Source organism: Caulifigura coniformis (assembly GCF_007745175.1).
GTDB classification, from domain to species: domain Bacteria; phylum Planctomycetota; class Planctomycetia; order Planctomycetales; family Planctomycetaceae; genus Caulifigura; species Caulifigura coniformis.
Genome location: NZ_CP036271.1, coordinates 1,016,281 through 1,039,349 on the forward strand (window position 1 = coordinate 1,016,281; position 23,069 = coordinate 1,039,349).

The 23,069-nt window shown below is 63.3% G+C and carries 20 protein-coding genes; 13 read left to right on the forward strand and 7 right to left on the reverse strand.

Going from position 1 to position 23,069, the window contains the following annotated elements; all coding sequences use genetic code 11:
* Positions 1 to 57 precede the first annotated feature (57 nt).
* The gene (locus Pan44_RS04050) at positions 58 to 4,203 is read right to left on the reverse strand and encodes a ThuA domain-containing protein (protein WP_145027501.1); all 4,146 of its coding nucleotides are present in this window, start codon (positions 4,201 to 4,203) and stop codon (positions 58 to 60) included.
* 93 nt (positions 4,204 to 4,296) lie between these two features.
* Between Pan44_RS04050 and hisA the strand changes: the two genes are divergently transcribed.
* The 3 genes from hisA to Pan44_RS04065 all read left to right on the forward strand — a co-directional run bounded on the left by hisA (position 4,297) and on the right by Pan44_RS04065 (position 7,641).
* The gene (gene hisA, locus Pan44_RS04055) at positions 4,297 to 5,055 is read left to right on the forward strand and encodes a 1-(5-phosphoribosyl)-5-[(5-phosphoribosylamino)methylideneamino]imidazole-4-carboxamide isomerase (protein ID WP_145027503.1); all 759 of its coding nucleotides are present in this window, start codon (positions 4,297 to 4,299) and stop codon (positions 5,053 to 5,055) included.
* Between the two features lie 118 nt (positions 5,056 to 5,173).
* On the forward strand, positions 5,174 to 6,406 hold the full coding sequence (gene truD, locus Pan44_RS04060) for a tRNA pseudouridine(13) synthase TruD (protein ID WP_145027505.1): 1,233 nt from the start codon (positions 5,174 to 5,176) through the stop codon (positions 6,404 to 6,406).
* Between the two features lie 260 nt (positions 6,407 to 6,666).
* Positions 6,667 to 7,641, forward strand: a complete 975-nt coding sequence (locus Pan44_RS04065) for a ParB/RepB/Spo0J family partition protein (RefSeq protein WP_145027507.1) — start codon at positions 6,667 to 6,669, stop codon at positions 7,639 to 7,641.
* A gap of 102 nt (positions 7,642 to 7,743) precedes the next feature.
* Here the strand turns inward: Pan44_RS04065 and Pan44_RS04070 are convergent, their stop codons facing one another.
* On the reverse strand, positions 7,744 to 8,661 hold the full coding sequence (locus Pan44_RS04070; protein ID WP_145027509.1) for a type II secretion system F family protein: 918 nt from the start codon (positions 8,659 to 8,661) through the stop codon (positions 7,744 to 7,746).
* 194 nt (positions 8,662 to 8,855) lie between these two features.
* On the opposite strand from Pan44_RS04070, the gene aroB reads away from it, so the two are divergent.
* Positions 8,856 to 9,974: a 3-dehydroquinate synthase gene (gene aroB / locus Pan44_RS04075; RefSeq protein WP_231754220.1), complete on the forward strand. Its 1,119-nt coding sequence runs from the start codon at positions 8,856 to 8,858 to the stop codon at positions 9,972 to 9,974.
* Positions 9,975 to 9,983: 9 nt separating this feature from the next.
* Here aroB and Pan44_RS04080 read toward each other — a convergent pair whose 3' ends face one another.
* Both Pan44_RS04080 and Pan44_RS04085 read right to left on the reverse strand, forming a co-directional pair.
* Complete coding sequence (locus Pan44_RS04080; RefSeq protein ID WP_197453833.1) at positions 9,984 to 10,688, reverse strand: LON peptidase substrate-binding domain-containing protein; 705 nt, start codon at positions 10,686 to 10,688, stop codon at positions 9,984 to 9,986.
* The gene (locus Pan44_RS04085; protein ID WP_145027514.1) at positions 10,685 to 11,074 is read right to left on the reverse strand and encodes a DUF309 domain-containing protein; all 390 of its coding nucleotides are present in this window, start codon (positions 11,072 to 11,074) and stop codon (positions 10,685 to 10,687) included. Before Pan44_RS04085 ends, Pan44_RS04080 begins: the two co-directional genes overlap by 4 nt.
* A 125-nt stretch (positions 11,075 to 11,199) precedes the next feature.
* Here Pan44_RS04085 and nth point away from each other — a divergent pair, with 125 nt between their 5' ends.
* The 4 genes from nth to Pan44_RS04105 all read left to right on the forward strand — a co-directional run bounded on the left by nth (position 11,200) and on the right by Pan44_RS04105 (position 14,129).
* Positions 11,200 to 11,949: an endonuclease III gene (gene nth, locus Pan44_RS04090; RefSeq protein ID WP_145027516.1), complete on the forward strand. Its 750-nt coding sequence runs from the start codon at positions 11,200 to 11,202 to the stop codon at positions 11,947 to 11,949.
* Between the two features lie 114 nt (positions 11,950 to 12,063).
* Positions 12,064 to 12,522, forward strand: coding sequence for a hypothetical protein (locus Pan44_RS04095; protein ID WP_145027518.1), 459 nt, complete (start codon positions 12,064 to 12,066; stop codon positions 12,520 to 12,522).
* Positions 12,523 to 12,575: 53 nt separating this feature from the next.
* Positions 12,576 to 13,301: a 3-keto-disaccharide hydrolase gene (locus Pan44_RS04100; protein ID WP_145027520.1), complete on the forward strand. Its 726-nt coding sequence runs from the start codon at positions 12,576 to 12,578 to the stop codon at positions 13,299 to 13,301.
* A gap of 120 nt (positions 13,302 to 13,421) precedes the next feature.
* On the forward strand, positions 13,422 to 14,129 hold the full coding sequence (locus Pan44_RS04105; RefSeq protein ID WP_145027522.1) for a PEP-CTERM sorting domain-containing protein: 708 nt from the start codon (positions 13,422 to 13,424) through the stop codon (positions 14,127 to 14,129).
* Between the two features lie 29 nt (positions 14,130 to 14,158).
* Here Pan44_RS04105 and Pan44_RS04110 read toward each other — a convergent pair whose 3' ends face one another.
* Positions 14,159 to 15,295 carry a hypothetical protein gene (locus Pan44_RS04110; protein WP_145027524.1) on the reverse strand — a complete coding sequence of 379 codons (1,137 nt, stop codon included), beginning with the start codon at positions 15,293 to 15,295 and terminating at the stop codon, positions 14,159 to 14,161.
* Between the two features lie 219 nt (positions 15,296 to 15,514).
* On the opposite strand from Pan44_RS04110, the gene galT reads away from it, so the two are divergent.
* Positions 15,515 to 16,519 carry a galactose-1-phosphate uridylyltransferase gene (gene galT, locus Pan44_RS04115; RefSeq protein ID WP_145027526.1) on the forward strand — a complete coding sequence of 335 codons (1,005 nt, stop codon included), beginning with the start codon at positions 15,515 to 15,517 and terminating at the stop codon, positions 16,517 to 16,519.
* A 17-nt stretch (positions 16,520 to 16,536) separates the two neighbouring features.
* Here galT and Pan44_RS04120 read toward each other — a convergent pair whose 3' ends face one another.
* Positions 16,537 to 17,697 carry a Gfo/Idh/MocA family protein gene (locus tag Pan44_RS04120; protein WP_145027528.1) on the reverse strand — a complete coding sequence of 387 codons (1,161 nt, stop codon included), beginning with the start codon at positions 17,695 to 17,697 and terminating at the stop codon, positions 16,537 to 16,539.
* Between the two features lie 487 nt (positions 17,698 to 18,184).
* Between Pan44_RS04120 and Pan44_RS04125 the strand changes: the two genes are divergently transcribed.
* The 4 genes from Pan44_RS04125 (at position 18,185) to Pan44_RS04140 (ending at position 22,021) form a co-directional block, all read left to right on the forward strand.
* Entirely contained in the window at positions 18,185 to 18,664 is a 480-nt protein-coding gene (locus Pan44_RS04125) for a TadE/TadG family type IV pilus assembly protein (protein WP_145027530.1), read from the forward strand.
* Positions 18,665 to 18,710: 46 nt separating this feature from the next.
* Complete coding sequence (locus Pan44_RS04130; RefSeq protein ID WP_145027532.1) at positions 18,711 to 19,205, forward strand: TadE family protein; 495 nt, start codon at positions 18,711 to 18,713, stop codon at positions 19,203 to 19,205.
* An 89-nt stretch (positions 19,206 to 19,294) separates the two neighbouring features.
* The gene (locus Pan44_RS04135) at positions 19,295 to 21,430 is read left to right on the forward strand and encodes a pilus assembly protein TadG-related protein (RefSeq protein WP_145027534.1); all 2,136 of its coding nucleotides are present in this window, start codon (positions 19,295 to 19,297) and stop codon (positions 21,428 to 21,430) included.
* Between the two features lie 180 nt (positions 21,431 to 21,610).
* Positions 21,611 to 22,021, forward strand: coding sequence for a 6-pyruvoyl trahydropterin synthase family protein (locus Pan44_RS04140; RefSeq protein ID WP_145027536.1), 411 nt, complete (start codon positions 21,611 to 21,613; stop codon positions 22,019 to 22,021).
* A 96-nt stretch (positions 22,022 to 22,117) separates the two neighbouring features.
* Here Pan44_RS04140 and Pan44_RS04145 read toward each other — a convergent pair whose 3' ends face one another.
* A complete protein-coding gene (locus tag Pan44_RS04145) occupies positions 22,118 to 22,996 on the reverse strand; it encodes a bestrophin family protein (protein ID WP_145027538.1) in 879 nt (292 codons plus the stop codon).
* Between the last annotated feature and the right edge of the window lie 73 nt (positions 22,997 to 23,069).

Consider the following 23,069-nt stretch of genomic DNA (forward strand, 5'->3'; position numbering starts at 1 on the left):
AGACGCCAAGGACGTGAAGACTCTTGGCGTCTTGGAGACTTGGCGTTTCTCTTCCCCTCAGTCGACAACCGCGGCCCCCGGATACACCGCGTCATTGAACCGGTCCACCGGCTCCTTCGCTGTCCACGCGATTCCGCGGAGCAGCAGGATCCGGAACACCGGGTCATCGAACGACCACGAGTAATGCCCGGGAATCGACACGAACACCCGCCCTGGGTTGTGGTCGAGCGTCCAGAACAGCGGCCACGGTTCATCCTCTTCCGGCGCGGTCGCCAGCACCGTCGCTTTTGAGAGGTCCCCGCGTAGCCTCCAGTAGCTCTCGTCCACCAGGTGAACTTCGTCGAAGTTCCTCGCGATCGGATGGCGCGAACCACGGGTGAACTGCAGGTCGAGCGGCCCATGCCGGAACTTCGCCCCCGGCCCCCACGACAGCCCGATCCGTTTCGAATAGTCGTCCCACTCCTTGCCTCCATCGACGGCCCAGTGGATGTAGACCAGCCCACCGCCCCGGGCGAGGAACGCGTCGATCTGTTTCGCCTTCTCGGGCGACCAGTCGCCGTGACGGTAGAACACGAGCACGTCCGATTTCGCGAAGTCTTCCTCGGCCGGCCATTCCCACGCCGTGGCCACTTCGAGTTGGTCGAGTGACCCGAGCAGTTCTTTCCACGCCACCTGCCAGGCCGGGTAATCATGCTCGCCCGGGCCGTGATCTTTCTTGCCGGCCACCAGTGTAACCCGCATCGGCCTCGCGGCCGGCGCATCGGCCGGCGCCCCCTGCAGCAGCGCTTCCACATCGGCCTTCTTCCGCGGCGGAGGCGGCGGCTCCTTGGCATCCTTCGGCATCGAAGGGGGCGCCAGCAGCAGATAGGCCAGCAGGTCGCGGGTCTTCTCGGGCCCCAGCGACTGCGGGATTCCGACCGGCATGATCGACGTCTTCTGCGCGACGATCTGCTCGATGTCGCTCCGGTCGATCACTTCGACGTTCGCTTTGGTGTCCGTCACATGCAGCTGCTCCCCGACGCTGCGGATCGTCCCCAAGAGCGCCTTCCCCGACTTCGTTTCGATCTGGAACGTCGTGAAGTCGGGGTTGATCGCGAAGTTCGGCGTGTTGATGTCACGCATCACGGAGGCGAAGTCGCGATGGACAAGATTGGAGAGATCGGGAGCCGCCTGGCCTCCTTTCCCATGCACGCTGTGACACTTCGAGCAGCCGGCATCGGCCCCGAAGAACACCTTCCGGCCGTTGGCCCAGCTGGCGCCTTCGAGTTCAGGAACCTTCTTCGCGACCTGGGCCTCGAGCTCGGTCGAGTCTTCCTCAGACCACGGAACATAAAATCGACGCAGCGGCATCGCGCGGAGGCGGTCGTCCTCTTTTGTGTTCCAGAATACGGTCAGCTTTGGCTCCTGACCGCCGGTTGCGAGAGCGACGTCCAGCTTCACCGGCTTCGACAGGTCGCCGGAAAACTCGAGAGATTCCTTCGTCCACTTGTTGGGATCGATGAAGCCCGGTTCGTTCGGTCGCCGAACCTTGATTCCCGTCGATTCGAATTTGCCGACGCCCAACCGTCCGGAACCTTCGAAGTGAAGCGTGACGACTTCTTCCGGCCACGCGTAATCAATCTTGGACCCGGGCTGCACCGCAGGCCGCAACATGTTGGGCAGGTCGACGTGACCATAGATCTGCAGTTCGCCCGACTGCTTCAACAGATCCCAGAGTTCGTCGTGTTCTTTGCTTCCGACCGTCACCTTTCGGCACACGGCCAGATCAAAATGCGGAAGCCAGCCAGTCCACCTCACCATTCCATCGCTCGCCGTCCACCGTGCGGCGAGTCCCTCCAGTGAGTAATCCAGGTCAATATCCGCCCGCTGTTCGATCGCGCCCTTCGTCGGTCTCAGCGACGGCCCCACGATCGACGCCGGCAACGTCACGGCATGCGCCACGCGACCCGGGCTCGGCTCCGTGACAATCGTCAGCGTCCGGCCATCAGGTGAAACCTGCAACGACCGCGCCGGTTGCTCAAACCGCGGCGCGACGACTTGCGCCCCGACGACCGCATACCCCGGCCGCAATGTTTCAAACCGGTCCCCCGCCCGCACCGCCGCCCCATACTGCACGGAAGTCTTCGCCGCCGCCCCTTTCAGCCATGCCGGATCGAGCGGCCTGTCGAAGGCCACCTTCACCTCATCTGGCCCGGCCGACCACGTCAGCACTGGTCGCGGCAGATCTCGATTGCTGTATCGAATCTTGTAGAGCGTCCCGCGCCCCCCGGGTCCGCTTCCCCAGTCCGGCCCGCCGCTGTGCGTCGCCACCAGCAACGCCCCGTTCAGGTCGATGCACGCATCCACCGTCAGCTTCTGCAGGCACGCGAACAATGAGTTCTTCGCGACATAGCCCCGTTCCGTCTTTCGAAGCGATGTCCGGTAAATCTTCCCCCGCGAATATCCCGTGACAATCGCATTCCCACGCCACGAGTCAGGCCCGAAGATCGGCCCACCCGCCTGCACCGGCTCGTTGAAGCAGAACCCGCACGTCGATTGATGCTGCGGCCCATAGTCGTAAACACTCGGCTCATCGATCACCCCCGGCAGCTTCTCTGGATGCCGCGGCGGGAACCCGTAATGCCGGCCCTTCTGAATGTGCAGCAGTTCATCGAACGGGTTGCCGTTTGCGAGCCATGTGGCCCCTTCCTGGTCCGTCGCGAACAGGTCCCCTGCGGAGTTGAATTTCATCCCCACGGCGAACCGCACACCCGAGGCGAACACCTCCCGCGACGAGAAGTCGGGAGCGATCTTCAGGATGGCCGCCCCTTCGCTCGAGGGGGAATAGTGGGCCTTCCCCTCTTTGTCGGTCAGGTAGCCGTTCGTGAAGTTCCGATGCCCGATGCCGACGTACACGCTCCCGTCTCGCGGATCAAACGCTGTCCCGAGGGCATCGACATTGTGGAGAATCGGCGGCCAGTCCTTCGCGACGACGATCTCCTCATCCGCCACGTCGTCGCCGTTGGTATCGACCACCAGCGACAGTTTTCCCTTCCCCGCCACGAACGCGCCGAAGCCCTTCTCGTATCCCGGCGGAGTCATCGCCATCCCGATCGGCGACACGATCCGCCCCTGGTTGTCCCAGAACTTGTCGGCCTTGTCTTCGAGGCCGTCGCCGTCGGCGTCCGACAGCAGGTACATGTCGCCGTTGTAGGCGACTGCCAGTGTCTTGCCGTCTGGTCGCGTGCTGATGTTGTTGATGTTCGGCAGGTCGAGCGGCAGTTCGAACGCCTCGAAGCCCGGCTCCAGCACCTGCACGGCCGGAGGATTCTCGACCGTCGCGAGCGGCGTCCCCACGCGCGGCCTCGTGGCCGTCATCAGGTCGCCGTACTTCAACATCAGGTAACCCCGGACGAGCGAGCCCCACGAGTCGTCCAGGGCTTTGTTGAACACCAGCACTTCGGCGATGTCGACCTGCCCGAACCCACGGGCGATCTGCGGACCCGGTTCGTTCGTATAGAACCTCGCTCCGACGGTGATCTCATCCATGCTCAGCGGTCCGCCGTCGCGCGGTCGTTCCCCCGCCTTCACGCCATCCACGGTCAGCGTGATCGTCCGCTCGCCTCGATCCGAACGCACTTCGAATACCTGGGCCGCCCCGAACGGAATCGGCTTCTTGAGCAGGTTCCTCGCCCCGAGGAAGCCTTTCCCCTCGATATTCAGTTCCGCAAACACGGTGGAAGGCGACGGCCCCTGGTCGATCGTCAGTCCACTCTGCCAGTCGCGCTGGTCCCGCGCGTTGAGCGCCATCAGGCCCCGGAACCCCCCGGCATTGGTCCGCGGAATCGCGACGAGAAAAATGGTCAGTGAATCAAGCTCGGCCTTCTGGTCGATGAGTCTCAGGCAATCGTCCATGCCGTCGAACCGCACGACCGGCACGCCCGCCACGCTGGTCCACGTCGGAGCCGATTGGTCGTTCGGAGCTTTCACATCGCGCCCCATCCCCGAGGCGTCGAGCCACGCATCCATGCGCGAATCGGGCTTCAGCGCAGGGAGTCCCTTCGCTTTGCGCGCCTCGGGCTGCCGGCCCGTATCGAGCCACAGTTCCAGACCCGGCTTGATGACCTGCTTCGGATCGGCCCAGGGCTCGGCGGCGCTGGAGAGCCGTCCCGTGAGAACGACGACGAGGAAAGCCCAACAGACACCAAGCCGAGACGCAGCCATGGTTCACTCCCGAGTTGTGGGGCATCCGTTATAGCGGCGTTCCGACTCGCGACGTAAGCGACCGGCACGATCGATTGCTATACTCCCCCGACTATGGAAATTCTCCCCGCCATTGACCTTCGCGGAGGCCGCTGCGTTCGGCTGCGCCAGGGCGACTACAACCAGGAAACCGTCTTCAGCGACGACCCCGCCGCACAGGCGAAGCAGTGGGTCGCCGGAGGCGCCACACGTCTCCATCTCGTCGACCTCGATGGGGCCAAGGCCGGCAAGCCGGTCAACATCGACGCCATCCGCTCGATCGTCCAGGCGGTCGACGTTCCCTGCCAGGTTGGCGGAGGTATCCGCGACGACGATGCCGTCAAGCTGCTGCTGAACGATATCGGTGTCGAGCGGGTCATCATCGGCACCCAGGCCCTCAAGCAGCCGGCGTGGTACATCCGCCTGCTGGAGCAGTACCCCGGCAAGGCAGTGCTGGGATTGGATGCGCGGGACGGGTTCGTCGCCACGGCCGGCTGGCTCGAAGTTTCTCACGTCGCCGCCACCGACCTCATCCGACAGTTTGTCGATTACAACCTCCAGACCGTCATCTACACCAACATCGCCAACGACGGCATGATGCAGGGAATCGATGACGGAACGCTGGCCGACCTTGCGAAGATGTCCGAGCTCGGCCCGGAAGTGATTGCCTCCGGCGGCGTAACGTCGCTGAAGGACATCGAACGCCTCGTCACGATCCAGAAGGATCACCCGAAGCTCGTTGGCGTCATTGTCGGACGGGCCCTCTACGAACGTGCCTTCACGATCGAACAGGCGATTGCGACGACTCCGCGGCCCGGCAATGCGGCCGGGTGACCCGAAAGCGGGTTCCCACCACTCCGTGGCAGACGCTGCCAGCGTCTGCGGACTGCCGGAATGACTATTCCGACGCTGGCAGCGTCGGCAACGACCCGGGTTTTGAGACCGCTGTCCCGTGAAACTCCGCCGCGTTCCCGAAGACTTCTTCGTCGAGGAGATCTCTGATTTCCCCATCGGCCGGGAGGGAAGCCACGCCGTCTACCGCCTGACGAAAACCGGCCTCGGCACGCTTGAAGCCGTCGATGCCATCATCCAGCGCTGGAAGATCGAGCGGCAGAAGATGTCGTGGGGGGGCCTGAAGGATCGCCACGCGGTCACCGGCCAGTTCCTCACGATCTTCCGGGGCCCGAAACGTGACCTCGAGCAGAACAACCTCCATCTCGAGTATCTCGGCCAGGCGCATCAGCCGTTCACCGCCGCCGACATCCAGGCCAATCGCTTCTCGCTGGTCCTCCGCAGTCTGGGGGACGACGACGTCGCGTTCGCCGAAACGGCGCTGGGCGAAGTCCAGAAATCGGGCCTCCCGAACTATTTCGACGACCAGCGGTTCGGCTCGATGAGTGCGGCCGGAGAGTTCATCGCCCGGCCCTGGATCGAAGGGAACTACGAACGAACGCTCTGGCTGACATTCGCCGAACCCCATCCGTTCGACCGCTCCGATGAAAAGGTCGAAAAGCAGATTCTGCGCGATCATTGGGGCGACTGGCTGACCTGCAAGGCGAAGCTGGCCCGCTCCCATCGCCGCAGTGTCGTGACCTATCTCTGCGACAAACCGACCGATTTCCGCGGCGCCTGGGCCCGTGTGAAGGTCGATCTCCGCAGCCTCTATCTCTCCGCCTATCAGTCCTATCTCTGGAACGAGATGGCCGCGGAGTACCTGCGGCAGAACTGTCCGGCCGAGTCGCTCATCGACGTCGCGCTCAAGACCGGGCCCGTCCCGTTCTTCGGCCAGTTGCCCGACGACATCCGGCTGAAGCTGCAGCAGTCGTCGCTGCCGCTTCCTTCAGCGCGGCAGAAGCTCGATCCCGGCCCGACGGCCCAACTCGTCGACGAAACGCTCAGTAAGCACTCCCTCGAACTCCGTCAGATTCGCGTGAAATATCCCCGCGACAGCTTCTTCTCGAAGGGCTGGCGAAAAACGGCGATCCGCGCGGACGGCCTGTCCTGGTCCGCGGGCGACGATGAAATGGCGAACGGACGCCGCCGGATGACGCTCGACTTCACCCTCCCCAGAGGCTCCTATGCGACGATTCTGATCAAACGGATCACTGTCGCCGGCCGGCCTGTGGAGGATGAGGAGCCGAATCCAAGCGCCGACGACGCGGATGCGTCCATGGCCGAGCCCTGAGTCGGCTCGCGTCGTCGAACTTGAGTCGAACCGCGACGTCGTGACGACAATCTCGGGGATCGCTCTCCGCATCCTTTCCAGCCTGCCCCTTAAAGTCTGCCTGTCTTGACTGACCGGCACGACCGCGACGACAGGCGCGCTGCAACTGGCAGCGAGTCTGCAGTCGCGGGCCCCTTCGTGACGAACATCAAAGGTAGCCAGGTTGACTCAATCACCCCGGCGGAATCGCGTCGGAAGGCACTGCAGGGAGGCGGGAATCGATGAATCACACGGCAGCGTTGGAACCGAAGCGGCGTCTGGGACGTGGGTTGTCCGCTCTACTGGGTGGCAACGCCCCCGCGTCGGAGGAATCCGAAACGCAGCAGGATGCGGAACTCCGCAACCTCAGCGTGCACGAGCTCACCCGCAATCCGTTCCAGCCCCGGCGCGAGTTCGACGCTGAATTGCTTGGCGAGCTGTCCTCCAGCATCAGGGAGCACGGCGTTCTGCAGCCGCTGCTCGTCCGCGAAGTCGACGGCGGATTCCAGGTCATCGCAGGTGAACGCCGCTGGCAGGCCTCGATCAAGGCTGGCCTCACCACGGTCCCCTGCCGGATCGTCGACGTCATCGACAAGACCGCCTGTGAATACGCCCTCGAAGAAAACCTGAAACGCAAAGACCTCGGCGACCTCGAAAAGGCCCAGGCGTTCCGCGACTACCTCAACGCCTTCAGCTGCACCGTCGAAGAGCTGGCCAAACAGCTCAGCATGAACCGCTCGACCGTCAGCAACTTCCTCAGGTTGCTCGACCTCGCCGAGCCGGTGCGGCTCGCGCTCGCGTCCGGCAAGATCACCGCCGGGCACGCCCGCGCCATGCTTCCGCTCGAAGTTGCCGACCAGCTCGCGCTGTGCGGGCGCATCCAGGCCGAATCGCTCAGCGTCCGGGCGACCGAAGCCGCCGCCCGGAAAATCCTCGGCCGGGGACCGGCTGAGAAACCGGCCGAAGCCGCCGCATCTCCGGCCGGTGAGCCCTCCGAATCCGATCCGAACGTCATCTCGATGACCGAGGCGGCCGCGGAGCAGGACCAGGAACGGACGAAACACGTCGCCTCGCTCGAAGACCAGCTGCGATCGCTGCTGGGCGCGCAGGTCACCATCAAGTTGACGTCAAAAGACTCCGGATCGATCGTGATTCCCTTCACGTCGAACGACCAGTTCGAGCACATCGTGCGGCAGCTCCACCGCGCAGCTGCCTGAGCACCACTGATCGTCATGGGCGTGAAACGCTCGTCGGGCCGACCCGGGACCGACGAGCGTTTCGCATTTTGATACTACACGATCCCCGACAGGGCCCCCTGCTCACCCCGCAAACCAGTCATCCGTCAAAAGCCCCAGAATAAACGGGCCCAGCATGATGATGACGGTCGCCATCATGATCAGCACCGCCGGGAACAGCATCTTCACCGCTGCCTCCCCCGCGATCGTCTCGGCCCGCTGCGTCCGCTTGAGACGCAGTACATCCGCCTGGGCGCGGAACAGCAGCGCCAGCGGCGTCCCCAGCTGTTCCCCCTGGATGATCGCCCCGATCAAAGAGCCGATCTCGTCGTCCGACAGTCGCTCACGCATGGCGTCGAGCGCCGCCGTCCGGCTCTTGCCCATCTGCATCTCGGCCATCACCCGGCCAAACTCCTGCCCCACCGGCTCCTCGCGAAACTCCCGCACCCCTTCCTCGAGGGCATGCAGGAATGTCGACCCGGCTTCCATCAGGAGCGTCAACAGGTCGAGCAGATACGGCAGCGCCAGCTTGATCCGCCACAACCGGTAACGGGCCGCCTGCGTCAGCGATCGCCTCAGCAGCAGCGCAATGACCGCCGTCCCGACGAACCCGAGAATCAGCCCCGGCGGACCCATCTCGCGAAACAGGAGGATCCACAGCGGAATGCTCAGCAGCACCGACTCGATCTCCGCGACCGCCAGCCATTCTTCCGGAGACCAGAACCGGGGCCGGCCCGCCGCCTGCAGTTCTCTGGAAATCTCGGGAAGGGCGCCGGAGAACCACCGCCGGTTCATGCGGGCCAAAGGGCCGATCACCGGCTCCGCCAGTCGGTAGAGCAGGCTGATTCGTCGCAGTTCTTTCGCCCGCGAAACGTCATACCGCCACGCCTGGACGGTCGTTTCATCCGCCGGGGAACCGGCGAGCGCCGCGCCAAGCGCGAACACCCCCCCGCCGACGAGTGTCGACGCCAGGAGTGGCCAGAGATCGCCCGAAACCGGCATCGCGGAAGCGTCGCAGGAATCATCCGATCATTCCAGCGGATGAAGGAGGAACCACGGAAAACACGGAAGAGAGAAAGGGAGCTCGAAGTCTTTTATCCGCTCGATCCGTGTGATCCGTGGTTTCCACCCTTCAGCCCAATCATCGGCCGCCCTACGATCACGAATTGCTTTGTCCGCGTACCCTGGAGCCTGTCGTGTCTGCGTCTGAAATCGTCCATGTTTCGCTCGGCGAACGCAGCTACGACATCGTTCTCGGACAGGACCTGATCGCGAACGCAGCCGCGGCGATCAATCCGTGGCTCGCGGAGAAGGGACTGGGCAAAGGGACAGCCCGTGGGGTCGTGATCGCAGACCGCAATGTCTCGGGCCATGCCCGCGTCGTCGCGAACCACCTGCAGGCGGCGGGATGGGATATCTCGGTCGCCGAGGTCGATCCCGGCGAAGCCTCGAAGAACCTGGGGATGGCTTCCCGGCTGTACGACGCCCTGGTGCAACTGAAGACCGATCGGAAGACGGCCATCATTGCCGTCGGCGGTGGAGTGATTGGCGACCTGGCCGGATTCGTGGCGGCGACGTTCAATCGCGGGCTGCCGTTCATCCAGATCCCGACGACGCTGCTGGCCGACGTCGACAGCTCCGTCGGAGGCAAGGTCGGAATCAATCACCCCAGCGCCAAGAACCTCATCGGCGCGTTCCATCAGCCCTTCGGCGTGCTCATCGACACCGATTGCCTGAAGACGCTTCCCCGTCGCGAGTACCGCAGCGGGTTGGCCGAGGTCGTGAAATACGGTGTGATCCTCGACGCCGACTTCTTCGGATGGCTCGAACAGAATGCCGAAGCCCTGCTCGAGCAGCAGCCCGGGCCGCTGCGTCACGCGATTGCCCGCAGCTGTCAGCTGAAAGCAATGGTGGTCGAACAGGATGAATTCGAACGGACAGGACTGCGGGCCGCGCTGAACTACGGCCACACCTACGCCCACGCGTTTGAAGCGCTGGCCGGGTACGGCGAACTGCTGCACGGCGAGGCGGTCTCGATCGGAATGGTCTGCGCGAGCCGCCTGGCGGAACGCCTCGGTCGCATTCCAGCCGAAATGACAGCGCGTCAGATCGAGCTGTTGAAACGGTGCGAACTTCCCGTCGCGATCCCCGAAAACCTGAAGGTTCGCGGCCCGGAACTCGTGGAATGCATGCGGCTCGACAAGAAATCGGTCGCCGGCAAACTGCGGTTCGTCCTGCCGACGAAGCTCGGCCACGTCGAACTCGTCGAGGGCATCGACGAGGCCGAAGTCCTGGCCGTGATCGAGGCCTGTTGAAGCCCCGCTTCAGTTACAGCTGAAACCGGGCGGGAAGAACTTCCCTCGTCCGGCGGCCGATTTCGGCTGCTGCAGGCGCCGCCGGATCACGTCCAGCACGAACTCCGAACGCCGGTCGACGTCGATTTCCGACAGCACCCGGTACGACTCATGGCTCGGCATCTTGAGGGCGAACGCCAGCACGTCGCACAACTCGCCCAGGCAGATGTCCGACGCCAGCAAAGGGGCCAGGGCAGGGCGATGCTCCGTCTGCGGGCACAGCTGGGCGAGGGCCTCCATCAGGTCTTTGCGCCGCTTGTCGCGGCAGAACTTGGAGACGTTCGGAATGACCTTCTTCAACTCCTTGAGCTGCGCGACGCGGTAAGGCTCATCGGTCGACAGCTCTTCCAGAACCTCCGCCCGGCACACTCCGCGAAGCATCAGCAGGTAGCGGCCGTCTTCGAGCTTCTCATGGGCGGCGATTGTCCCCACGCAGACGATCGGCTCGATGGGAACATTCTTCGTGCCGTAATACGGCTCCCATCCCGGCTTCAGAGTCGCCATCGCGATGATCCCCTCGCCTGTCAGGGCATCGGCCGTCATCACTCGATAACGCGGTTCGAAAATCTGGAACGGCTGCGCCATCGACGGAAAGAGCGCCGGGTGTCCCAGGGGAAACAGCGGGGCGGTGAACAGGCGCGGGTCCTCCGCGCAGAACTCATTCATCCCGCTCATGCGGGGACCTCCATCGACGTCGCGGCATGCAGAACCGGGATCTGTTCCTCGTGAAGTGAAAGGCCCGTCGGATAATCGCGGGCCGCAAGCAGGGGAGCGAACGCAACGCGCAGATCCGCCAGCAGGCGCGGCAGATCGACGAAGCATTGCCCCGGAGGAGACGCCGTCAGGTAACGGACGGCCGAAAAGTACATCTTCCGCGCGCCGCCGAAGTTGCCTTCGGCAAAGTGGTGCAGGGCCACGGCCGCGTGGATCAGTCCCTGGTAGAAATCACGGCCCGGGCCGATCGTTTCACTCCACACCTCTTCCAGCACGTCATGACAGGCGAAAAACTCGCGCCTGTTGAACAGCCGGACGGCTTCGATGAGTCGCGGATCGTCTTGCATGGCGGAGCCGCGGATGGGAATTCGGCACTACGAAATCATGAGCGAAGAGGCATCGGACGAACGTCCTGCCTATGATCGCCCGCGTGATTGGAACGTCGCATGAGTGTAGGTCGATGCGTTCGGAGATGTCCACGAGTCCTTCCCCAAAACCGCGAATTTGCAAGGCCCCGCGCGAGAGCCAGGCGGCCCGGGCGACTCGTACCCTGAACGTTGCAGGCGTCCTCGCCGATACCTACGCCAACGCGACCTGTGCGCTGCGCCACAACTCCGCGTTTCAGCTCCTCGCCGCCACCATCCTCTCGGCCCAGTGCACGGATGAGCGGGTCAACATGGTCACTCCGGAGCTGTTCCGGGAATACCCGACTCCCCAGGCTCTCGCGGAGGCCCGGCAGGAGGACGTCGAGAGGATCGTCCAGTCGACAGGGTTCTTCCGGGCGAAAGCCAACAGCCTCCGGGGGATGGCCCAGGGCCTCGTCGAGCGGTTCGACGGAAAGGTCCCCAGATCGCTCGAGGATCTCGTGACCCTGCCAGGCGTCGGACGCAAGACCGCCAACGTCGTCCTGGGAACGGTCTACGGCATTGCCAGCGGCGTCGTCGTCGACACCCACGTCACGCGGATCACGAACCTGCTCGCACTCACGACCCACAGGGACGCCGTCAAGATCGAGCTCGACCTCATGAAACTCCTGCCGGAGACGGAGTGGGTCGATTTCTCGCATCGGCTGATTCACCACGGTCGGAAAATTTGCATCGCGCGTCGGCCGAAATGCACCGAATGCCCGCTGCTGCCCCTGTGCCCGCGTGTCGGCCTGCCCGAGCTGGGCGTCACCGGCAGTGACGGGCCTGCTGCGGCGAAGAAGACCTCGAAGAAGTAGCTCCGCGTTGCCCGCACAGGCGGCCCAGGCCGTGGGGCAGGGGCTCCGAAATCACCCCGACCTGTCAAGAGGCCGGTGACGAGGCAGGAATTCCGCAGGTACGATTGTGGGAGCATGATCCACGAAGCCTCCAGACCGAATCGAAAGGCCCGCCGCGGGATCATCGCCGGTTGCTTGCTCTTCGTGGCCCCTTTCGCCGGTTGGTGGTACTGGCCGCGAGGCGATGCCCGCCTGGTTGGGAAATGGCAGCTCGAGTACAAGTCTTTGGCGCCCGGCTTTTCGGGAAATGGAACGCTGTGGCTTTACTCGAATGGCGCGTCCCATTTTGTGCAGAAGGTCAACACCGTCAGTGCATCGTCTCCATGGTGGGTGTCTGAGGGCAGACTGTTCCTGGGAGAAACCCGGGACTCGTCGCATCCACTGAGAGTTGCCGCCGACTGGTTTTTCGAGCGGACGTGGCATCACCCTCTGCCGCCCGGCGAAGTGTTCGACATCGTCGCACTCGGGCAACAGCAGATCACCTTGCGCTCCGCCACCGATGGAATCGCAACCCTGACGCGCATCCCCGAATAGCAGTTTTCTTCATCACTGAACCAGCGCTTGCCACGAACCAAAAGGAGCAGCCGATGATGTCCCACCATCATGACCGACTTCTGTTGTCCCGAGGGCTGGCGCTCGTGGTGATCGCGACGCTCCTGCCGGGCTGCTCCCGCGACGACAAGGGCGTCACGATTGCTCCGGCCGGACTCAGTGAGGATCAGGCCCTGGAACTCGCCGCCGAGGCCTCCGCCAGCGCGGTTCCCGCCGATCGTGAAGGCTTCCGCCCCCTCCATCTGCGTGATTTCCAGATGTTCGCCGCCGAGCCCGATTCGTGGCGTGAAGAAAGCGGAATGATCCTCACGACCGGTAAGCCGAAGGGATACATCTCCTCGCGGCGGGTCTACAGGAACTTCACCTGGCGGGCCGAGTTCCGGTTTCCGCCCGGCGATGATCCTTCCAAGGCCGACCAGTCGAACACCGGCTTCATGCTCTGCATACAGGAGCCGCACAAGGTGTGGCCGAGGTCACTCGAAGTGCAGGGGAAGTGGATCGAGATGGGCCAGATCAAGTCGAACGGCGGCGTGCCGGCGCTCATGATCAACGACGATCAGGCCGCAAGAGAAGCGGCCCGGAAACCGGTGGGCGAATGGAATGCGATCGAGATCACCGTCAAGGACGGGACCGTCTCTTCGATCCTGAACGGCAAGGCGATCTGCATTGCCGAACCGGGAGAGTTGAAGTCGGGTCGAATCGGACTTCAAGCTGAGAACTTCCCGGTGGAATTTCGCGGCGTGCGTATTCGGGAAGACTGAAGTTCGGCGAGGGCACTCTCTGCCATTCGGCAGCTTGTCACTTGAGGCCGGGCGAACGTATTGTGCGAGCACGAATCGCTGGCTTACGATTTCTGCATCTTCATTTGATGGGGAGGGCTGATGCTCTGGGCTAGGTTTGTGCTGCTGGGCGTTCTCTGGAGCCACTGCTGTTCCGGCGTGGTTCAGGCCGATCTGATTCTCTATTCATTCCAGGGGACGATCACCTCGATCCTCGGCCCATCCGACGTGTACGGCATCAACGTCGGCGACTCGTTCTCGGGAGTCTTTCAATACGACACCGCGACTGCGTCGCCGGACGGCCACTCCAGTCCGGACATGGGGTCGTACGGCCTGAGCGCTTCACCATCGAACCTGATGAACGTGACGATCGATGGCCTGCAGTTCACCGGAGGACCAAGCGACGTGCAGGTCGCGAACGACACACCCGCGGATGACCACTTGCTCATCCGGCAGTCCATGAACGCGGGACTTCCCTCCGGATGGAGCGCCACAGGGGCCACGCTGAATTTCGCCTTTGTCGACTCGACGAAATCGGTGTTCTCCGGCGACCTGTTGCCCTTCGCGTTCAACCCTGACGATTTCGATTCCGCGACGATCGGTCTGCGGCTCACGAACATCGTGACGCCGGGCGGTTCAATCGGGTCCGCTCTGATTACCGGAACCATCGATCTGGACGCGCCCGTCGCGACTCCGGAGCCTTCGAGCCTGCTGCTGTTCTCGCTGGCCGGCGGGCTTCCCATTGCCTCGAAAGTTCGTCGCCGGCGAAGAAACTCGGCGGACGACTCGGTTGGTCCGAACAGACACTGATCGATCGAGACAAACCCGGTCTCGCAGACTTAGAGAGTCGGCAGGGACGGAAGAGAATGATCCGCCGGCTGGATCGTCTGCATCTGCAGCGTTCCTTCCCACTGCGGCTGGCCGGCCGGTTTCTGCCGAGGCTTCGCCGATTCCGAAAATGGACGCATCGGCTTCTTGGCGGGCGGCGCCGCCGGAATCGAAGCGCTCTGCAGCTGAATGGGATTCGGCTGCGTCGGCATGCTCTTCGGCGAGTAGAAGTCGGAAGGCTGCGGCGCCCCTGGAGCTTCACCCGGGAAGGTCGGCATCGACGGCGGCGACATCAGCATCGGCGCGGAATGGGCCGCAGGCGAGGCGAGCGGCGGCGCCGGCGGGATGGACGGAGGCTGACCCACGTCGTGCATCGGCGACGCCTGTTCCTGCATGATCGGCTGGGTCCCCGAGGCCGGCACATAGTGGTTCGGCTCGGTCGGCGGTGCTCCGAACAGCGCGGCGCCGTAGTTCGGGGTCCGCATCGACGTCATGGGCTCGGCCATTGGCTGTCCCATCGGCTGGTTCATTGGCTGCCCCATCGGATGAGCCGGCGCCATGTCGGGCGGCACGGAGGAGCTCGACGGAGGGGCGGCGGGCCCCCCGGACGGAACGGAGGACTGCGACGGGGAGGCGAGCGTCGGCTGTTGTTCGCCATGCATCTGGAACGACTGCCCGGGCATCATCGAAGAATGCGGCATCGACGAATCGGACATGGCGTGCTGCTGGCAGGTCGAGCACGCGCTCGACATCTCCATCGGCATGCCCCCGTCCATGACCATTCCATCTCCGCACGACGAGCAGCCGCCGAAGTAGTCGCCTCCGATGATCTCCCCGTCGATGATCTCTCCCTCGAACCATTCGCCGCCGCACTGTCCGCAACTGCAGCCGCCATGGTTCATCCGCCCATGGCCATGCCGCCCATGCCCGCGCATCGCACGGCGATTGAGACGGTGACTCCGCGCCATGCCGTCATACAGCGGAGGGAGCGGGCTGCAGATCTCGCAGGTGGGATCGTCGCAGCTCGATTCGACGCAGGCACGCGAGACGAGCCGGCTGTGGCGGCTCCCCCAGCGGGCCGATCCGCAGCCGGACGTGCACGCCAGCGCGCCGATCGCCGTCAGAACCAACCAGGACCGCGCATGCATGGACTCACTCCGTCAAACTGGGAAGACTCTGCCGGTCGTATCGACTATTCCGGGCGGCCGACTTCATCGAAGTTGTCCGGTCGGCAGGAATGGCTGGAGTTCCCCTCCGCGCCCGGGGGCCCGCCTCGACGGCCGTTGGGCCGGAGGCAATCCGCTTACAGTGGCCGTCGGGTTTCGCTAATTTCTCCGCTCGGCCCAGAAAGCTCCCCCGGGAACACTATGCACGAGCTGCGGAAAGATCCGATCGTCGGTCGCTGGGTCATCATCGCGCCGGAGCGGATCACCCGGCCCGTGACCGTCACGGATAACGAGCCTGTCGCGAATCCGGAGGATTTCGACCCTTTTCTCGAGGGTCACGAAGACGCCACGCCCCACGAAATCCTGGCGTACCGCAATCCTGGCTCACGTCCGAACGGCCCCGGCTGGCGCGTCAGGGTCGTCCCCAACAAGTTTCCCGCCCTCAAGGTGGAAGGGGAGCTCGTCCGTCGCGGCGACGGCATGTATGACAAGATCACTGGCATCGGTGCCCACGAGGTGATCATTGAGTGTCCACATTATGAGACGAACCTGTCGCGACTGAGCGTCGAGCACATCCGCGAGGTCCTCTGGGTCTATCGCGACCGGCTCGTCGACCTCCGGCGCGACCCCCGGCTGGTCCACGGGCTGATCTTCAAGAACAAGGGAGCCCTGGCCGGGGCCTCCCTCGACCACAGCCACTCCCAGCTGATCGTCAGCCCGATCGTCCCCATCACGATCCAGGAAGAACTCGAAGGCTCCGAAGCGTTTTATCGGTATCGTGGTCGGTCAATTTTCAGCGACATGATCCAGCAGGAGCTGGCGACCGACACGCGCGTCGTTCTCGATACGCCGAACTTCGTCGTCCTCTGCCCGTTTGCGAGCCGGTTTCCCTTCGAAATCTGCATCCTGCCGAAGCAGCACGCGAGCCACTTCGAGAATATTTCGCGTCAGGCGATCGAAGACCTCGGGCAGGTCCTCAAGACGGTTCTACGTAAACTTGAGTTCGCACTGGACGACCCACCGTACAACTTCGTCATTCACACCGCGCCGTTCGACCGTCAGGAACTCCCCCATTTCGTATGGCACATGGAGATCTTTCCGCGGCTGACACGCGTCGCCGGATTTGAATGGGGCAGCGGCTTTTACATCAACCCGGTCCCGCCCGAGAACGCGGCCAAGTTCCTGCGAGACACACCGGTCGATTAGGGTGAGGTTCACGGAGGTCATCCTTTCAACGACACCGTCTTGCCGGTGCGTGCCGATTCTTCAATGGCGGCCATCACGATGTGGTCGGCGAGGCCTTCCCGGCCTGGCGTACGTGGCGGCTTGTTCTCCAGAATGCACTGCGAGAAGTGTTCCATCTCCGCAGCAAAATGGTTGACAGGCGTGATTTCGAGCCTGGTTTTCTTCCACTTCTCGCTGATCGTCAGCACCTGGCCCCGGTAGCTGAACGCCTCTTCAAGGTCGATGAACCCCTTGTCGCAGTGCACCCGGTAACGGCGACTTGGCGATGCATCGAAACTGCAATCGCTCGTGACGATGACGTTGTTCGGAAATCGCGCGGTCCATGACAGCCCGGACGGCACCTCCCGGAACTTCGCGTTCCCCTTGGGCTGGTAAACGAAGGCAGCTACCTCGACCGGCTCGACACCCGTCAGGTAACGCGTCGCGTTCAGGCAGTAGATCCCGATGTCTCCCAGCGGCCCGCCCCCCAGGTCTTTGCTCAACCGGATGTTCGGGGCCTGGACGACCTGGTTGTTGCTCGCGGATATCGACTGGATCTTCCCCAGCGTCTCGTTCCGACACAGCTCGATCGCCGTCATGTTGAACGGCTCGTAGCGAAGCCGGTAAGCGATCATCAGGTGCTTCCGGGCCGCCTCGGCTGCGGCGATCATCGCCTTGCACTCGTCGACGGTCACGGCCATCGGCTTTTCGCACAAGACGTGCTTGCCCGCCTTCAGGCCGCGAATCGTGTATTCGGCGTGCATGCTGTTGGGCAGCACGATGTAGATCGCCTGGACGTCAGGGTTCTCGGCCAGCTTGTCGTAATTCTCATACCCGTAGATCGACGACTCCTGAATGCCATACGCCCGGGCGACCTTCTTCGCCTTGTCGGGGTGGCCGCTCACAAGTGCGGTCGGCCGCGAAAGCCGGCAGTCTGCAAAGGCCGGCATGATCTCTCCCAGGGCCAGTTCTCCCAGCCCCACGATCGCCCAGCCGACGGTCTTCCCAGGTTTGTCGGGAACGTCGAGTTTCGGTGGTTGACGGTCCGGCGGAGCGAGGGGGACTTCCTGAGAAAATGATCGCCCGGCGATCAAACTAGTTCCTACGGCTCCAGCGGCGCCGAGGAACTGGCGTCGGGAAGGGGAGGGAATTGCAGCCATAAACACTCTCCGGCATTGGAAATCCGTTGATGGGCGGCCAATCGCAAATCGAATGCCGTCTCGCGAATCGCAAGTTCGGACCCACCAGATCGAAATGGATCAATTTGCCCGGAGGGACGATCTTCGAGCCGGGGCCGCGAATTGCCTTCAAAGAGGCGCTGAAAGAAGCGATTGGTCCGATTCTTCCAACGCGCCGGGTTGCGCCGCCTGGGGTCTGCCGTCTGGGGTACAGATTGTTTCGGTTGGGATGATTTTGCGGGGTGGCCTGACCGTGAGGGTTCTGGTTTGGCAACGCAAGTGTGGCCAGAACTCATCAGCAAAGGGCCTCCGGGCACGCGCCTGACCAGCTGCGTTTTGATGCACCGGCGGATTTCTCAGCCCAGTCGGTCTTCTCTGTGAGACGTGACCTAACCTTTGACGTGTACGGGGCGCTCCGCAGAGAGCGAATCCCGTTTCCGGTCCCAGGTCATCGCAAGACGTTCCGCCCATGAAAGCCCGACGCGTCCCCATCGAACGCCGCGACGATCACCGCGGTGCGACGATCGTGGAGACGGCGATCGTCCTGCCTGTCTTTCTGACGTTCCTGTTTGGCGTGATCGAATTCGGGCATGCGTTCATGTGCAACGCGACCCTCACCGCCGCGGCCAAGGATGCCGCCCGGTATGGTTCGGTCGATGGCGTCACGAGCCAGCAGGTCATCGACCGGGTCAAGGCACGCATCAACGGCGCGTTCAAATCGTCGAAGGCGACGGTCCTCCTGAAGGACGCGGCGACCTACGAACTGACAACCACGAATCCTTCCACGGTCAACGTCTCCAACCTGCCCAACATCGAACTGAGCACCACCGACTCGAGGCATCTGTTCATCGTCCGCGTGACGGTCCCCTACGACCAGATCGCGATCATGCCGCCGTTCTGGGCCCGGGGCCTGACGCTGCATGGCGATTCCGTGATGCGGCACGAGTAGCAGAACAATTGTGCTTCCTTCGATCCGAAAGTCAGCAATCGATTCCATGAACACCCGCCGTCCATCTTCGAGCGTCGCCACCAACGACCGCCGCGGCACGGCGACTGTCGAATTCGCGGTCATCGCCCCCTTGTTCCTGCTCCTCGTCCTGGGGACCTGGGAGATGGGCACCGCCGTCCGAGCCTCCAACAACCTCACCGCCGCCGTGCGCGAAGGCGGTCGGCTGGCGTCGATGGATTTCACGGGAACCGTCGCTTCGAACCAGACTCCCAACCAGAAGGTCGAACAGGATATCCGCGCGTTCCTCAACGCGTCGGGACTTCCCGGAGCTCTCGCCACGATCTCCATCACGCATGCCGAGGGCGCCAACGCGGGACAGACGTTCAATCTCGCGAACAGCACGAACTATCTGGCCCTGTTCAAGATCAGGGCGACGATTCCATTCTCCTCAGTCAGCATGTTCCCCAACCGAATCATGAAGGGGACCACGCTGAAGGCGGAATTGGTCACACGACGCGGAAGGGTGCGGTCTGCCAATTGAGTGGAGCGGTCCTGCCCATGGATCGGGGCGCTGAAGATTTCCTTGCGGGCAAATGATTCGTCCGCGTGCCATTGCTGAAGAGGCCAACTATGAATCGTCATCTGTTGCGTGGGGCCGCAGTAGGCGCCCCCCGCGAAAAACTGCGGCGGGGTGCCTTCATGGTGCTCGCTGTGGTCTGCCTGGCCACGGCCATGGGCTTCGTCTCGCTGTGCGTGGACGTCGGCTACCTCTCCCTGGCCAAGCAGCGGATGCAGAACGGCGTCGACGCCGCCGCCCTCGCCGCCGCCATGGAGATCAGCAACGCCATCCAGAACGCCGGCCCTGACGTCACCAACGTCACCGCCTACGCCGAAGCGCAGGCCCGTCTCAAGGCCCGCGATGTCGCCGCGCTGAACGGCATCTATATCAACCCGACGCGAGACGTCACGTTCGGCCAGCGGTCCGCCCTCGATAACAACGGCAACTGGCAGATCACCTGGAACAAGACCCCCAGCAACGTCGTCCGTGTCACCGCCCGGCGCGATGATCCCGATGCGTCGAAGCCCGACGGAAAACTGAAGCTGTTCTTTGCCGGCGTGCTCGGCGACAAGACGGCCAGTCTCGTCACGACCGCCGCCGCCTATGTCGAATCGCGCGACATCGTCTGCGTCCTCGACTTCTCCGGCTCGATGAACGACGACAGCTCGTTCTGGGATCTCTCGACCCGCGATAAGCCGACTGTCGAGAACAGCATGCTCGACATCTACAACACGCTTGATGCACTGAAAGATTTCCGTGGGCTGGCATTCGATCCCGATTACCTGACCCAGACCGACTCCAGCGGCGTGGTGAACGGCGACGTTGTCTTCAAAGACACCGAGGTCGACGTGACGGCGTCGCGCTCAATGACGACCGTCAAACTGACGTTCGACAACAACACCACTCAGACCTGGTCCAACCAGGGAACCAGCGGCACCTACAAGCGAAGCAACGGACTGCGCTCCATCGACCGCGTCGATGTGACCGTGAAGTACGAAGACTGGGGAACGACCGCTTCGGCATCGAAGAGTTCGTCCGGCAAGTCGGCGACTGTCACCTTCAACGGCAACAGCAACATCCAGGTGTCCACGAACACGAACATGTCGGACATCAAGTTCGTGTATCACCCCTCGGGAACCACCACGATCTCGGCCAGCGGCAAATCGAAGAGCGCCACCGGCACCTCCGGCAAGTACATCAGCCAGGTCCAGGTCCGCATGAGCGGCACGTGGGTGACGGTGAACAACCCCAACGGCTCCTCGCCCGACGTCATCACCGAGAATCTGGAATTCGTCGATAGCGTCCAGAACGTGAAGGACTTCTTCGACCTGACCGACGGAACCTACCCGTGGAATGCCGGCGGATCGAACTCCAAGAACTGGGATGATTTCGTCAACCACTGCCGGACCCACAGCCAGGTCTCCAACGCCGGCTACAAGCGGATGTACGGAGGCAAATGCCTCGTGAACTACCTGCTCGAGCAGCGGCCGGCCTACCACCAGACGAACGATCTCTGGCGGACGGCCCACTATCCGTTCCACTCGCTCAAGCAGGGCGCGATGATGTTCGCCGAATTCGTCGAGGACCTCGGGTTCGATGACGAACTGGGGTTCGTCAGCTACGACACCGAGCATCGTGTCGAGAAGATCCTCGACATCGACGGGTTCAACTTCGATATGACGCAGAACCCGATCAACAACCAGTTCGCCAACTTCCGTGAACTCGTCCGCCACAAGCAGGCGAATCACTACCTCAACACCACCAACATCGGCGGCGGCCTCAAGGAAGGAAAGCAGCTGCTCGACCTCTCGGCCCGCCCCGGCTCACGGCCGACCATCCTGCTGATTACCGACGGTCTGCCCAACGTCCGCGATTCAAGCTATTCCCTCCCGGGCAACTGGAACTGGAATACGCTGTTCGACTACGACGGAAACGGAACCGCCGACTACACCACCTCCAACGCCGACGCCCGCTACGCGCTGGGCATGGCCAAGCAGGCGGTCGACGCGGGCTACACGATCCACACCCTCTCCGTGGGGTCGGGAGCCGACGTCGAGCTCATGAAGGCGATCGCCTGGATGGGTCGCGGCACCTCCATTACCGTCCCGGGCAACACCTCCATCACGGCCATGGAAGCCGAGATTCTCGAGGCGTTCAACCGGATCGCGGCCTTCGTCCCTCCGGCGAAACTGGTCAATCCGGAGTGATCCACCCGGTTGGCGAAGCCACTCGACCACGCGGCCTTGCGCATCTCCGATCGCCAGGCTGCGTTTGTTTTTTCACCTCCCAAATCACGGGGCATTCCCAATCCGCAACCGGAGACCTACGCTTGCATGAGGCGCACGATTCTCGCTCGCCCCCCAATGCGAACGCTCCCCCCCGGTTCCATGTTTCGAATCACCAAGCACATCGAGTTCTGCTACGGCCATCGCCTCCTCAACTACGCCGGGAAGTGCCGCCATCTGCACGGCCACAACGGCCGGGCCGACATCGTCCTTGAAGGCATGCAACTGGACGACCGCGGCATGGTCGTCGATTTCACCGATGTGAAACGCAACCTCGCCACCTGGATCGACGACCACCTCGATCACCGGATGATCCTTCATCGCAACGATCCGGCGGTTCCCATCCTCAGGGACCTTGGCGAGCCGCTCTATCTGGTCGACGAGAACCCGACCGCCGAGAACATCGCACGGATCATCTACGAGCAGGCGAGCGCCATGGGAATGCCCGTCACCGAGATCTCGCTCTGGGAAACGAGCACATCCTGCGCGACCTATCGGAAGCCAACGCGCTGAACCACATTCCACCCTGGTCGAGCGAAGCAGGCGATGGGAGAGCGAGGCTCCTGTCGCGACGCGAATCCTGCCAGCGAGCCACCTGAGGGAAACCCGCTACACCGGCGTTTCCGCCAGCGGCCTCGTGCGCCCCGAGGCTGAGTTCGTAATCTGTGTCACCGACGTCTCGATCCCTCTGCACAGCGCATCCAGGTCGAGGTCGTCTTCGTCGAAGCCGAATGGCTCTTCGATGTGTTCGGCCACCGTCTCGAGGCCGAACAGGAAGTAGGCCGTGATCATCGTGAGCGGAACCGTCCACCAGCGGAACGACTCCACGATGCCCCAGGGAAAGGTCGCGAGGTCGAGGGCGATGCACTGCCTCGCGAATGTGCGATACGAGCGGACGATGCGGGTGTTCAGGATCCGCTCGCACGCGCCGCACACGTCCAGCATCGTCCGCAGTTCGACGTCGATCAGCCGCAGCTCGTTGGCGTCGACGATCCGTTCCGACTTCAGTCGCCCTAGTTCCGCATACAGCCGTGTGACAATTGCGGCCGGGGTGTGCGCGCCGGCTTCGGAGTCGTCGAGAAGCTTGGCAGTTTCGCGGTCGCACGGCTGACGACGCAGGTGGTCCCTTAGCGCGCGGGGAAACGCGATGATCAGCTTCTCCATCCGCCGCCGTGATTCCTCCGGCAGGTCGACGAGGTGAAACAGCTTCGCCGAAAGGTTCCTCGAGGCGTTGACCAGCGAACCCCACAGCGTGCGCGCCTCCCACCAGCGCGTGTAGGCCGCGTTCGTGCGGAACACCAGCAGCCATCCCAGCACGAGCGTCAGGGCCGCATGGATCTGCGCAGGGAAATCGGCGAAGTCCGCATAGCGCGTGTGCTCTTTCCAGATCGCCAACAGGGCGTACATCCCCATCAGCGTGGAATAGATGGCCACCCGCGACAGAGTGCGGCTGTTGGTCAACGGCGTCAGGGTGTCGCGGATGGGCATCGTGCGTCTGCCGGGGCAGCCAGGTCAGAGTGTGTCAGGTCACATGAAATGGAAACTCTTCAGGAACGGCCTG